This is a genomic window from Candidatus Photodesmus katoptron Akat1 (assembly GCF_000478685.1).
Lineage (GTDB): Bacteria > Pseudomonadota > Gammaproteobacteria > Enterobacterales > Vibrionaceae > Vibrio > Vibrio anomalopis.
Window position 1 is genome coordinate 153,666 of sequence record NZ_AMSD01000001.1, and the last position, 13,631, is coordinate 167,296.

At 30.1% G+C, this 13,631-nt stretch carries 16 protein-coding genes and 1 pseudogene; all 17 read right to left on the reverse strand.

Annotated elements, in window-relative coordinates; genetic code table 11:
* Positions 1-9: 9 nt before the first annotated feature.
* The 17 genes and pseudogenes from ccmI to cheY all read right to left on the reverse strand — a co-directional run bounded on the left by ccmI (position 10) and on the right by cheY (position 13,188).
* Positions 10-720: a c-type cytochrome biogenesis protein CcmI gene (gene ccmI / locus O1U_RS00675; RefSeq protein WP_016503488.1), complete on the reverse strand. Its 711-nt coding sequence runs from the start codon at positions 718-720 to the stop codon at positions 10-12.
* Entirely contained in the window at positions 720-1,184 is a 465-nt protein-coding gene (locus tag O1U_RS00680; protein ID WP_034411381.1) for a cytochrome c-type biogenesis protein, read from the reverse strand. Before O1U_RS00680 ends, ccmI begins: the two co-directional genes overlap by 1 nt.
* Complete coding sequence (locus O1U_RS00685; RefSeq protein ID WP_016503490.1) at positions 1,181-1,735, reverse strand: DsbE family thiol:disulfide interchange protein; 555 nt, start codon at positions 1,733-1,735, stop codon at positions 1,181-1,183. The genes O1U_RS00680 and O1U_RS00685 overlap by 4 nt, the downstream gene beginning before the upstream one ends.
* On the reverse strand, positions 1,736-3,688 hold the full coding sequence (locus tag O1U_RS00690; RefSeq protein ID WP_016503491.1) for a heme lyase CcmF/NrfE family subunit: 1,953 nt from the start codon (positions 3,686-3,688) through the stop codon (positions 1,736-1,738).
* Positions 3,685-4,167, reverse strand: coding sequence for a cytochrome c maturation protein CcmE (gene ccmE, locus O1U_RS00695; protein WP_016503492.1), 483 nt, complete (start codon positions 4,165-4,167; stop codon positions 3,685-3,687). The genes O1U_RS00690 and ccmE overlap by 4 nt, the downstream gene beginning before the upstream one ends.
* Entirely contained in the window at positions 4,164-4,361 is a 198-nt protein-coding gene (gene ccmD, locus O1U_RS00700; RefSeq protein WP_016503493.1) for a heme exporter protein CcmD, read from the reverse strand. Before ccmD ends, ccmE begins: the two co-directional genes overlap by 4 nt.
* A gap of 41 nt (positions 4,362-4,402) precedes the next feature.
* Positions 4,403-5,134, reverse strand: coding sequence for a heme ABC transporter permease (locus O1U_RS00705; protein WP_016503494.1), 732 nt, complete (start codon positions 5,132-5,134; stop codon positions 4,403-4,405).
* A 36-nt stretch (positions 5,135-5,170) separates the two neighbouring features.
* Positions 5,171-5,844: pseudogene (ccmB, locus tag O1U_RS00710) on the reverse strand (heme exporter protein CcmB).
* Entirely contained in the window at positions 5,844-6,470 is a 627-nt protein-coding gene (gene ccmA, locus O1U_RS00715) for a cytochrome c biogenesis heme-transporting ATPase CcmA (RefSeq protein WP_016503496.1), read from the reverse strand. Before ccmA ends, ccmB begins: the two are co-directional and overlap by 1 nt.
* 40 nt (positions 6,471-6,510) lie before the next feature.
* Positions 6,511-6,948 carry a DUF2802 domain-containing protein gene (locus O1U_RS00720; RefSeq protein WP_016503497.1) on the reverse strand — a complete coding sequence of 146 codons (438 nt, stop codon included), beginning with the start codon at positions 6,946-6,948 and terminating at the stop codon, positions 6,511-6,513.
* Positions 6,948-7,442 (reverse strand): chemotaxis protein CheW, encoded by a 495-nt coding sequence (locus tag O1U_RS00725; protein ID WP_034411375.1) that lies wholly within the window; start codon positions 7,440-7,442, stop codon positions 6,948-6,950. The genes O1U_RS00720 and O1U_RS00725 overlap by 1 nt, the downstream gene beginning before the upstream one ends.
* 50 nt (positions 7,443-7,492) lie before the next feature.
* Complete coding sequence (locus tag O1U_RS04715; RefSeq protein ID WP_016503498.1) at positions 7,493-8,293, reverse strand: chemotaxis protein CheW; 801 nt, start codon at positions 8,291-8,293, stop codon at positions 7,493-7,495.
* Complete coding sequence (locus tag O1U_RS00735; protein ID WP_016503499.1) at positions 8,286-9,062, reverse strand: ParA family protein; 777 nt, start codon at positions 9,060-9,062, stop codon at positions 8,286-8,288. The genes O1U_RS04715 and O1U_RS00735 overlap by 8 nt, the downstream gene beginning before the upstream one ends.
* A gap of 10 nt (positions 9,063-9,072) precedes the next feature.
* Entirely contained in the window at positions 9,073-10,134 is a 1,062-nt protein-coding gene (locus O1U_RS00740) for a protein-glutamate methylesterase/protein-glutamine glutaminase (RefSeq protein ID WP_016503500.1), read from the reverse strand.
* A 14-nt stretch (positions 10,135-10,148) separates the two neighbouring features.
* Positions 10,149-12,038 (reverse strand): chemotaxis protein CheA, encoded by a 1,890-nt coding sequence (locus O1U_RS00745; protein ID WP_016503501.1) that lies wholly within the window; start codon positions 12,036-12,038, stop codon positions 10,149-10,151.
* Between the two features lie 8 nt (positions 12,039-12,046).
* Entirely contained in the window at positions 12,047-12,769 is a 723-nt protein-coding gene (locus tag O1U_RS00750) for a protein phosphatase CheZ (protein ID WP_016503502.1), read from the reverse strand.
* 50 nt (positions 12,770-12,819) lie between these two features.
* A complete protein-coding gene (cheY, locus tag O1U_RS00755) occupies positions 12,820-13,188 on the reverse strand; it encodes a chemotaxis response regulator CheY (protein ID WP_034411369.1) in 369 nt (122 codons plus the stop codon).
* Between the last annotated feature and the right edge of the window lie 443 nt (positions 13,189-13,631).

Below are 13,631 nucleotides of genomic sequence, written 5' to 3' on the forward strand. Positions count from 1 at the left end.
CCTGAAAAATTATTGTTTTTTTTCAAGAGTATCAAGAATTCTATAAGCTTTATTTTTTTCTACAATGTTCTTTGAAAATATTAATGCTTGTGCATAACCTCGTTGTATATTTGGATTCTCTGGTTCTAAAGAATAAGCTTTTTTCATCGCAAGAATGGCCATATTTATATCTTGATTAGCTAGTCCAATAAGACCTAGTAATAACCAACCTAGTGAATCTGCTGGTTGATAATGTAACCGAGTTCGTAGAGCTAGTATTAAATCTAATCTTTCATCTTTAGTTAATACTATCTTCTCAGATAGTATTAACTTATTAGATAATTCAGGCAATTTACTGCTTACATCTTTCCAATGTAATACTTTATAAAATGCACCAAATTTCATATAAACCACATAAGAACATATAACCATTAAAATAATGGATAATGAAAACATAGTAATAGAAAATGATGGAGTCAAAGATTTTTGTTCGTCTGATTTTATTTTAACGATATTATCAAGAAAGGATTGTTTAAGCTCTACAATAAGCTTTTTCTTTTCTCCAACTAATCCTGCTTCTATTTCTTTTTCAAATTCATGAAGATTTTTTTTATAAAAAAATTTATTTACTTCACTAGGTAATAATACAGAATGGTTGCTTTTTTTTCTAATAACTGAAAAAAGCAAAATAAAACAAATGAATGAAGTAAGTATCACAGAAACTAACCAAAATAATCCCATTAACGCTTACTCCTAAAATCTCCTTCATCAAGCAGTGCTTGAAGTTCAGCTTCTTTTTGAAAATTCCATTCAATTAAAATACGGTCATCCTTCCTATTTAAAATAATTATTAAACCCAAAAAAATAGATAAAATCGGAATTCCCCACAATAAAAAAGTTGCCCATGTTAATGGAGGATCATAAGTAATAAAATTACCATAACGAACAACCATGTAATCAAGAATCTCTTGATTAGATTTACCTTCTATTATCATTTTATAAACCTTTTTTCGTAAATCCTTTGCAATTTCTGAATTTGAAGTATGAATACTATTATTAGGACATTGAGGACAACGCAGTATGTTATTCAGCTTTTTAAACTGGATTTTTTGATTTAAATTATCAAACTTATAATAGTCTATATTAGCATCAACAGTCATAGAAATTAATATAGCCAGCAGTAATAAAAAAGTTCTTTTCATCATTTTAATTCATCAAGCAAGCTAATATAAATTGGCTTTAACATTTTATTCCAAATATTCGGATCAACTTTACCCACATAACGATAACGAACAATAGCTTCTTTATCAATCAAGAAAGTTTCAGGAGCTCCATAGACACCTAGATCAAAACCTAATACATTGTCCCAATCAAAAAGATTTATAACATAAGGATTACCAAATTTATTTAACCACTTTATCGCTTCAGAACGTTTATCTCTATAATTAAGACCAATTATTTTAACACCTTCATTTTCTAATTCATGCAAATACTGATGTTCAGAATAACATGTAGGACACCAAGTAGCCCATACGTTTAATAGTGTAGGTTGCTTACCTTGAAAAATAGTCTCATTATGAAATTTACCAAGTTCAATCACATCTTCTAAAATAAATGATGGGATTTTTTTACCAATTAGCATTGATTCTAGTTGAAAAGAATTTTCTCTTTCTGAATCATAAAATAATTGAATAGAAAATATAAAAACCAGTCCTAAAAATCCTATCAATGGAATAAATAGAATTAACTTTTTCATTTATCTTCCCAAATTAAATTTATGAAAACTATAACGATTATCACTAATAGCTATTAGTCCACCGAATGCCATAAACAATAATCCAATCCAAATCCAACGGATAAATGGTTTATAAGCTACATGAATAGACCATGAATTATTATCTTCTAAAGGTTCACCCATAGCTATATATAAATCGCGTGTTAATCCCCAATCAATTCCTACTTCAGTCATCATTAAACTAGAACTAAAATAAATTCGTTTTTCTGCCTGTAAAAGAGTGAGATATTGTCCATTTTTAATAATTTCAAAATCTGCGATATAACTGCTATAGTTAGGTCCGTTTGTATTTCTTAACCCTTTGAAATAAAGATGATAATCTTGAATTTGAAAATACTCACCTGGTGCTAACCGAATATCATGTTCAATACTGCAATTCTGAACTACTGCAATACCAATGATACTTAATGATAAGCCTATATGGGCAAAAAACATAGCCCAATAACTAGCTCTCAATTTTAAAAAACCTTTTAAAAAATTATTTCGATATGTAGAACGCTCATATAATCCAATACAATGCAAAATAATTATCCAACATGCCATCACCAGTCCAATAAATAATATACCGTTGAAATTATTGTCTAAAACAAATACTACTACTGCTGATAAACCTAAGGATAATAGCCCTGATATTACCATTGGTTTTATAAATTTTTGAAATTGATCGCGTTTCCAACGAATTAATGGCCCTATCCCCAATAAAAATGAAAATGGAAGCATTAACCAGAAAAATATAGTGTTAAAGAATGGTGTACCAACTGAAAGTGAACCTAAACCAATCTGCTTATGCACTAACGGCAATAATGTACCTACAAGTACAACTAATAATGCTGTAATAAGAAAAATATTGTTTCCTAATAACGCATTTTCTCGAGAAACTAATGCAAAAGTACCTGTTGAACGTATTCTTTTTACTCTCATGGCAAATAACAATAAAGAACCACCAATAACAAAAATTAAGAAACTAAGCATAAATATACCACGCGATGGATCAGCAGCAAATGCGTGTACAGACATTAAGATACCTGATCGTACTAAAAATGTACCAAGTAGACTCAATGAAAATGTAAATATTGCTAATAATATTGTCCATTTTTTAAAAGTCCCTCGTTTTTCTGAAACTGCAAGCGAATGCATCAAGGCTGTACCAGATAACCAAGGCATCAGAGAAGAATTTTCTACTGGGTCCCAAAACCACCAACCACCCCAACCAAGTTCGTAGTACGCCCACCATGAACCTAATGCAATACCTAACGTCAAACATAACCATGCTGTGATTGTCCAAGGACGGCAAAAACGAATCCATACCATATCTAAATTTCCCGTCATTAAGGATGCTATAGCAAATGAAAAAGCAACAGAAAAACCAACATAACCCATGTATAACATAGGAGGATGCACAATTAATCCAAAATCTTGAAGTAATGGATTAAGGTCATTCCCATCAATTGGGAAAAAAGGCAATGTACGTATAAAAGGATTTGATGTGACTACTATAAACAATAAAAATCCAAAATTGATCATTCCCATGACAGCTAGAACACGAGATATTAATTCTTGTGGTATAGAACGATTATATAGTGAGACTGCTGCAGTCCAACCAGATTGAATCAACACCCATAATAATAATGAACCTTCATGTGCACCCCACAATGCACTTAATCGATAATACCAAGGTAACTGCGTATTTGAATTCATTGCTACATAAATTAAAGTAAAATCATTGGTATAAAAGGCCCATAGTAAAATTAAAAATGCAATTAATAACAAGAAAAACACAGCAAAAGACAAAGGCTTAGCAGAATACATTAAAATCACATTATTTCTTGATGCACCAATCAAAGGAATAATACTTAATAATACGGTTATGCTTAATGCAGAAATAATAGAAAAATGACCAATTTCTACAATCATTTCATACTTACCTGTTTATCTGAATGCTGAATAGGTTTATGGGTCTTCTTCATCGATTCTGCTTCTCCAAATGGCATATATTCTTCATCATGTTTAGCTAATACTTGAGAGGCTTTAAATGTGCTTGAATCTAAAAGAAAACCCTGTGCTACAATTCCTTGACCTTCACGAAACAAATCTGGCAAAATTCCATCATATAAAACGACTATACTTGAATTCATATCATGCAATCTAAAACTTACCTGCAAAGAATTTAAATCACGATTAACAGAACCATTAAGAACTGTACCACCAACACGCAATCGTTGTCCGATTTTTGGTTTGGCAAGACTATGACCTTTTCCGTAAATTAATTCTGTTGGGGTATAAAAAAAATCTATATTTTCCTTTAGTGCATATAAAACTAAACTTATCATTCCAGCAATACTAGTAAACATTAAAAATATTAAACCTAATCGTTTTTTATATTTAGAATTCATAAAATATTCTCAATGTTTGTTTTGCAATTATAAAGTTGAAGTTTTGTTTGCATTTCAATTAATAAAAAAAACCCCTTTCTAATACTAACAAACAACAAAATAAACATAGAAAGAAAAGTTATCCCAAAAGCAGTCCAAACAGATGTAGCATATCCCCCCATAGCTAATAAATCAGCAAATGAATCAAAATACATAATTAATTAATCTCCTTAACTAAATTAATTACTCTCAATCCTTATACTTTATAACCCATGATCCATAAACGATGGAGTGCTTTACGAAGAATTTCATTGCGCATTCGGATCATAGTAAGTAAGCCATAAAAAAAAGCAAAACCAAAAATATTTAAAATAAGTGGCCAAAGCATATCATTTGAAATTGAAGGTTTTTCAAATTTTGTAAGAGTAGCTCCCTGATGTAATGTATACCACCATTCAACAGAAAAATGAATTATTGGTAAGTTTACTACTCCAACGATTGCTAAAATACTAGCAACTTTAGATGCTATTTCATGGTTATCAAATGCATGGTAAAGAGCAATAAAAGCTAAATAGAAAAGGAAAAGAACGAGTTCAGAAGTAAGACGTGCATCCCATATCCACCAAGTTCCCCACATTGCTTTCCCCCAAACTGAACCTGTAAATAATGCAATAAAAGTGAATACTGCACCAATTGGTGCCATTGCGCAAGCTGCCATATTTGGTAATTTAATTTGCCAAATAATTCCAATACAAGCAAGAATTGCCATTGACATATACACACCCATAGATAAAATTGCTGCAGGAACATGAATATATATAATTCTAAATCCATTACCTTGTTGATAATCTGAAGGAGCATATGCAAGTCCCCAAACCGTTCCAATAAAAAGAAATAAGAATGTTAATATTGAAAATAAAGGAATTAATTTTCCACATAATTCATAAACATACTTTGATTTTTTACAGGAATGAATCCATACTAACATTATATATTTTCTCACTTTATGTTTTGAAAAATATAGCTAACCTTCTCCACCTATTCGTAAAGATAGGCTAATGACTAATGGTGTAAATGTTATACTACCTAATAACATTGCACTCAATATTGCTAACTGGGCATTATAAGATATTCCTAAAGATGCAGAATTAATCGCTGATGTAGTAAAAATCAATACTGGTATACTTAAAGGAAGAACTAATAAACTAAGCAATACACCGGTCCCTTTTTGCAAAGTAACTGTTAAACTAACACCAATAGCACCAATAAAGTTAAGAGTAGGAGTACCGATTAATAAAGTTAAAACAATAGCAAGCCAAACGTTATAATCAATTGAAAAAAAACTAATAATAAAGGACTAATTAATACCAATGGTAAAGAACTCCAGATCCAATGAGCCATCACTTTTATGATTATAATCAATGGTAATGGTATAGGCGTGAGCATTATTTGTTCTAATGAACCATCTAAAAAATCATCTCTAAATAAACGCTCGAGAGATAAAAAAATTGATAATAGTACCGATATCCAAACAACACCTGCGATAGTATGAGAAAGAAGCAATAATTCTGGACTAAAACTTAAAGGGAATAGAACAATAATAATAATAAAAAAATATAAATGGTTAAGTATATCAATTTTACGATGAAAAATTATGAAAAATTCACGACGAATAAGTGCACACATCGCTAGGAACATTACTTATTATTACCTAATTTGATTTTTCTTAACTTTATATTATTCCTAAATAGATTTTGATGAGTGGTCAAGATAATAATACCACCATTTTCTATATGTCTTAGAAATAATTCTTGAAAAATGTTTATTCCTTGCTGATCTAGATATATCATAGGCTCATCTAAAATCCAAAGCTTTTGCTTACTTAATAATAACCTCGCAAGTGCCACGCGACGCTGCTGACCAAAAGACAGTTGAGCGACAAGAGAATTTTCATTCCCAGATAAACCAGCTTTCATTAAAGAATAGTAGATTTCTTTTTTAGTATTAGAAGTAGACTGGGTGATGTTTTGATAGAAACTAAGGTTTTCAAACACAGTAAGCTCCTGTTTTATGCCACTTTTATGACCGATAAACAGTAAGTCTTTATAGAAAAGATTTCTATTATCTTTAATATTATTACTATTCCAGTATACTTCCCCATCTTCACAAGAAGAAAGGCCAACAATAATACGTAAAAGAGTTGTTTTTCCTACACCGTTTCTACCTTCTATTTGCACAAATTCGCCGAAGTTTATTTGAAAAGAAATAGATCTAAATAAAACCCTTTCATTACGGATAGCAGTTAAATATTTTGCTTCAAGCATATGATTAATATCAAAGTAAAATAGTTTTATATTATATATATTACATATCTGGAGTGGTTTCTAAAGGTGGAATTTTTTCTTTACCCGTCAATTTTTTTTGTAAAGACATCATCAACTCAGCCTCCGCTTTTGGTAACTCACATTCTTCAATTAACTCACGTAAACCTGCTCCAAGCTTCAGCATTTTAGAAGCCCTGGTATAAAGACGACTACTAGTATCTGTTTTTTCTAATTCAAATAATCTTTCATTAATATGCTTAATGGAATCTCCTTGCTCATTTACCCTTTTCCCAATACCTATGATTATTGAACGTAATTCTACAAGTTGCTTACCACTCTTTCTAAGACAATTCTTTAATTCTCCTATTTCTTGCTTTTGTTTCTTTATTAAAGATGAAATTCTAATTTGAAAAAACAAAAAAACAAAAAACAAAAAAATAAAAAAACCAAGCAGACTAAATAAAGATTGAATTATCATTATACATGAGCCAATTCATTCCATTCTTCATCTGAAAGAAGTCTATCAAGATTAACTAAAATAAGTAACTCTCCATGACGATTACTAACCCCTTGTATAAATTTAGAACTTTCATTAGTACCAACACTTGGTGTAGTATCAATCTCAGAAGAACGCAAATATACAACTTCTGCAACACTATCAACTAAAATTCCAACCACTTGAAGTTTAGATTCAATCACAATAATACGTGTATTATCTGTAATTTTACCTTCCATTAAACCAAAACGAGAACGTGTATCAATAACAGTCACTACATTACCACGAAGATTAATAATACCCAATACATAACTAGGTGCACCTGGTACTGGAGCAATTTCAGTATGACGTAATACTTCGCGTACTTGCATTACATTAACACCATAAGTCTCTTTTTCTAATCTAAATGTAACCCACTGAAATACTTGATCATTAGTTTTATTATTCTGAACTTTAATATCATTAGATTGAGACATGAATTTTCCTTTTCCAAATCGCGACGAACTATAAAAACTATAAAATATAACTATTTATCTCGAGCTTTTATCTCTTTTTTCAAATTAAGCATAGATACTAACGGATCTACATAAATTAAAGCACACATCTTTTCTTTCAGTATGCCTGCAATCCAAGGAAGCTTCCCTGATTTTTGATACCAAGAAACTTTACTTGTATCCAAAATTTCATTACTTTCTAATCTACTACTTGCTAAACACCAAACACTGTCACCAAGCATCATGATATACCTGTATTGATATTTCAATTCTTTATTATTACTACAAGTCAACTTTCTGGATGATAAATTAAGCAACTTAGCAGTATCAACAACATCTAGTTTAATATTTTTACTAACTTGTACTCCTAAGTACCAATTTGGAGTGCCTATTACACGATTTAATTTACCTATTGGATAAATTCCTCCTAATTCATCTAAAGGAACAGCTAAAGTTATACCATTAACCTTAAAATAAAGAACTGGAAAATTATTAATTCGCTTAGCATCTTTTTGATAGGATAAATGATTAAAAACAGACGTACTTTTTAATTTTTTCGATTGAAATTTGCTCTGTTGAGATGATCTGTCAAAATTATTATGAGCAATATAATCTGATTCTAATTGCTTTAATAACTTATTAAGGTGGTCAGTATGTTTAGAATTTGTACTCTTAAGGTTAAAATAGTTCTTGCTTAATGAAGTTGTCTTTAATAACTGTTCAGAGGAAGATTGAAAATCTTCTGTAGATAGTATTTCATCATCATTAAGTAGTTCTTTTATATAAGCATCAAGAACTGTTTTACTAGAAAATTTTTGATGATTGTTACTCATTAAGATTTAGTCTCTCAAGATATAATAATAGCTCTTTATAAGCAAGTACTCCCCGACTAGATGGATAACAGTGAGATATTGGTAAATTTCTTACGCTAGCATCTCTAAATTTAGTATCAATAGGAATAGCAAAATTCCAAACTTTTCTAATGTATACTTTTTTGAGTTCATTTAATGTTTGAAAAGAAGCAAGTGTCCGTTTATCATACATAGTTGGTACAATAGTTATTTTAAAACTCTTCCTACAAGTTTTTGTTATAATTTCCAATGTATGAAGCATATATTCTAACCCTTTCATAGCTAAAAACTCTGTTTGAACTGGCACTAATATCCGATCACTTGCTACTAATGCATTAACCATCATAATACTGAATATAGGAGGACAATCAATCATGACATAATCATAATACTCATTTAAAGTTGATAAAGTTTTTTTTAGAATTAAACCTATTCCACCCTTATTTCCCATTGCCCTGTCTAATGTTGCTAACGATATATGACCAGGAATTATGTCAATTCCTATAATATTTGTTTTAATAATTGTAGAAGATATTTTTTTTGGGTTAAAATTTTTTAGTTGAAATAATTCAAATAAACTTGAATTAATACTATTAGTATCATAACCAAGATATGATGTTAAAGAGGCGTGAGGGTCAGTATCAATTAGCAAAACCTTACGATTTTTCATACTTAATAAACCTGCTAAAGTTATAGCAGTAGTAGTTTTCCCTACTCCACCTTTTTGGTTTGCAATACACCAAATAATCATTATTAAAAATTTATATCATACCTAATTCAATAAGCATTCGAGTAGCTATAAAATCTAGTGGTAAATTTTCAGTTGAAATTCCGGCTTTTGCTACAGCTTGAGGCATACCATATACTACACAACTTTCTTCATCCTGAGCCCAAATTGTAGCACCAGTTGTTTTCAATATGCGTGCTCCTTCATAACCATCTACACCCATACCAGTTAATAACATTGATAATACTTTACCAGAATAAACTTTGGCAATGGAACTAAAAGTAATATCAACACACGGTTTATAATTCATTTCTTCTTTACCATTAATAACTTTGACTTTAGCACATCTAGGATTTCCATCAAGTAACATTTGTTTTCCTCCAGGAGCTAAATAAGCTATTCCTGGACAAAGCAAATCACCATGTTCTGCCTCTTTAACTTGAATTTTACATAATGAATTCAAACGATTAGCAAATGTTGTAGTAAATGAAGCTGGCATATGCTGAACAAGAACAATAGGATGAGGATAATTTGCTGGTAATTTAGTAAGAATTTTCTGTAAAGCTATAGGCCCCCCAGTTGATGTGCCAATTACAGTTAATTGATATATTTTACCAGGTGATTTCATAAAAGGATAAAAAGTCTTTGTTTTTGATACTAATGATGACGAGAATACGCTAGAATGGCTTATTTTGTTTTTTCTATAAGAAATTTGGATAATTCGATTTTGAATTATATCGACAGTTTTATCATAATTTCGAGTAATATCCCAAAAATTTTTAGGTAAAAAATCCAATGCACCAGCATCTAGCGCATCTAAAGTTGCAGTAGCTCCCTTATAAGTCAAAGATGAAAACATAAGAATAGGAGTGGGACATTCTGCCATAATTTCTTTTACAGCAACTATTCCATTCATTACAGGCATTTCGATATCCATTGTGATAACATCTGGTTTAAGAAGCTTTGCTTTTTCAATAGCATCTTTTCCATTAACAGCAAGACCAATAACTTCTAATCGGGATCCTGAATTAATAATTTCAGTTACTCGACGACGAAAAAAACTAGAATCATCAACGACTAATACTTTGATTGACATAGTACCTCTTAAATTTAAATTTGAAAAACAGATGCATATTGCTTTAGTAAATCAGGAATATCTAAAATCAATGCAATATTGCCATCACTTGCAATAGTTGCTCCTACTACACCTGGAGTTCCTTGAAGTAAACTATCTAATGGCTTAATAACTACTTCTTCTTGTCCAATTAAAGTATCTACTACTAATCCAACAGGTTGAGTACCAATTTTCACAATAACGATATGTCCATATTTTTTATTCAAAGTAACTGGCATTACTTTAGGAACTAACCAACTACGCAAATAAAATAATGGAATAGATTTATTACGTACAACAATTGTCAATTGACCATTAACAACATTAGTACAAGTTAAATCTAAATGAAAAATTTCATCTATATTTGTAAGTGGTAATGCAAATGAATAACCAGCAACTCCAATAATTAAAGTAGGTAAGATAGCTAACGTTAATGGGACACTAATTATAATTTTTGTCCCCCTCCCTATCTTAGAATCAATATTAATAGAACCATTTAATGCATTTATTGCAGTTTTCACGACATCCATACCAACGCCACGACCTGAAATATCTGATACTTCGTCTTTACTTGAAAAGCCAGGCATGAAAATTAAATTAAAACATTCTTTATCGGTCAAGCGAGATGCAGTAACTTTATCTAAAAGATGACGTTCAATTGCAATAGTACGTAACTTATTAGGATCCATACCAATACCATCATCAGTAATAGAAAGTTCAATATGATCTCCTTCTTGTGAAGCTGAAAGAATAATTTTACCAGTAGGTACTTTCCCTAAAGTTATACGATCCTTTGGAACTTCAATACCATGATCAATAGAATTCCGAACTAAATGAATTAACGGATCAGATAATGCTTCAACTAAGTTTTTATCTAATTCTGTATTTTCACCAATCATTTCTAGAGCAATATTTTTTTTTAAATTACGAGATAAATCACGAACTACTCTTGGGAATCGAGCAAAAACTTTTTTAATAGGTTGCATTCGGGTTTTCATTACAGCACCTTGTAAATCTGCTGTAACAATACCTAGATTAGAAATAGCCTTAGATATGTCTTCATTATTATCGTGTAAAGCTAAGCTTGATAAGCGATTACGTACAAGAACTAACTCACCTACCATATTCATGATGCTATCAAGTGTTAAAGTATCTACACGAACAGTTTTATCATTAGATTGCTTTGTGTGAAATTTTAATATTTTATTAGTAGATTCAGATATCTCTTCTTTACTAGGAACTAAGAGTTTTTGATTTACAACTGGAGATGCTTTTTTAGAAGATGGACCTTTGCCAGAACCATATAATTCATCTAATAATTGTTCAAATTCATTATCTATAATTTCGTTTTTTTTTTCTAGCTCACTATCATTAGATGATATTGCATTTAAAGAATCAGTATTGTCACTGTGCAATTCATTCAAGAGCTTTTCATACTTTTCCTGAGATATATCATCAAGTGTTCCACTATTTGTAATCTGTTTTTTTTCTTCTAGTTCTGAACTACCAACATGAGATAATTCATTTAATAATTTTTGGTTGACTGCAATTAATGGCTTTCTGTTCTTAATACAATCAAATTGTTCATTTATAGCATCCAGTGTTTTTAAAATAGCATCGATTACACTGGAACTTACCAAATATTTCCTATTTCTTAATGAGTCAAAAATATTTTCAGCTCTGTGACAAAGATCTACAAATTCTGTTAAAGATAAAAAGCTTGCACCACCTTTAAGTGTATGAAAATTACGGAAGATTGAATTAAGCAATTCATCATCATCAGGTTTTTTTTCAAGTTCAATTAATTCTTGAGATAATTGTTCAAGTATTTCCGAGGCTTCTATTAAAAAATCTTGAAGGATATTTTCATCTAAATCGTAAGCCATAATTACCTCTAAAAACCAAGGCTAGAAAGCAAATCATCTACTTCATCTTGCGAGGTAAGTATATTAGCTTGTTGATCAGATTTTATAATGGAATCTTTAGAATCTTTTAATGCTTTGTTTTTATTCAGTTTTAATGTTTGTGCATTTTTATTACTAGCAAATATAGTCAATATATCAACTAATCTTTTTTCTACTTCATTAACTAAAGCAATTACATGACGAATAATTTGACCTGTTAAATCTTGAAAATCTTGAGCTATTAATATTCTATTAAGTTGCTTTTTTAATTCAGAACTATTACTTTCAACATAAAATAAAAGTTTATCAAGCTTATGACATAGTGCTTTAAATTCAGATAATTTTATCCTTCCATGCATAAGTTCATTCCATTTAGGAAGAATTTCAATGGAATCATTATAAAATTTTTCTGCTATAGGCATACATAGATCAACAGCATTCATAGTTTTGTTTGCAGCTATTTCTGTTTTTTCAATAATGTATAGAAGTCGTTCTCTTGCATCAGGAATTTTATCATCAGTAATTTTTCTAATCCGTTCATCAAAACTAAAATGATTGAGAGAATCATGCAAATCCCTAGTTAATGTTCCTATATGTTTAAGCATGACATGCTCACTGTTTTCATAAATATTTTTTAAAAATATATCAGCTTTTTCTTTCTGATTTTGTTCAAGCAATTCAACAAGTTGCTTTGCCTGTTCTAATGAAATCATTTTAATTAGCCTTCTTAATTTCCTCAACTAAGAGTTGATATAATATTTTCTTATAGACGCTCAAAAATTTTTTCTACCTTTTCTTTAAGCGTTGCTGCAGTAAAAGGTTTAATAATATAACCATTTACTCCAGCCTGTGCTGCCTCAATAATTTGTTCACGTTTAGCTTCAGCAGTAATCATTAAAACTGGAAGATGTTTAAGTTGAAGATCAGAACGAATATTTCTTAAAAGATCAATTCCTTGCATACCTGGCATATTCCAATCTGTTACTACGAATTCAAAACCACCTTTCTTTAACATAGGCAAGGCAGTTAAACCATCATCCGCTTCTTGGGTATTATTAAAACCTAGTTCACGAAGTAAATTTTTAACGATACGACGCATCGTTGAAAAATCATCAACAATAATAATTTTCATGTTTTTATTCAAAATTTCCTCCAATACATTTAGGCACTAGCAATTATAATTCGTATTCTATAAATAGATTAAGTATTTAACCGATACGAAATTCACTTCACCCAATCATTTTTACAAATTCTTTTAAGTTTAAATTTTAATCATAATAAAACGATAGAACTCGACTTTCATATTCTGGCAACATTTGTATTGAATTTATTAATATTTGATGAAAGAACACATTCACAACACCTTTAAATAAAGTATTATCCTTACATTCTTTTATTGAAGCTATATATTTATCACTCACTTGGATAGTGGTCAAATTTACTTTCGAGTAATATAATCATCACTTGGGTGATTTTTTTAAAAATAATTGCTTTTAAATCATTCAATAATGCTAATCATACCTACCTGGCAAAAAAAGTCTTAGCTATTATAGTTAGCACACTATTGAACTACTT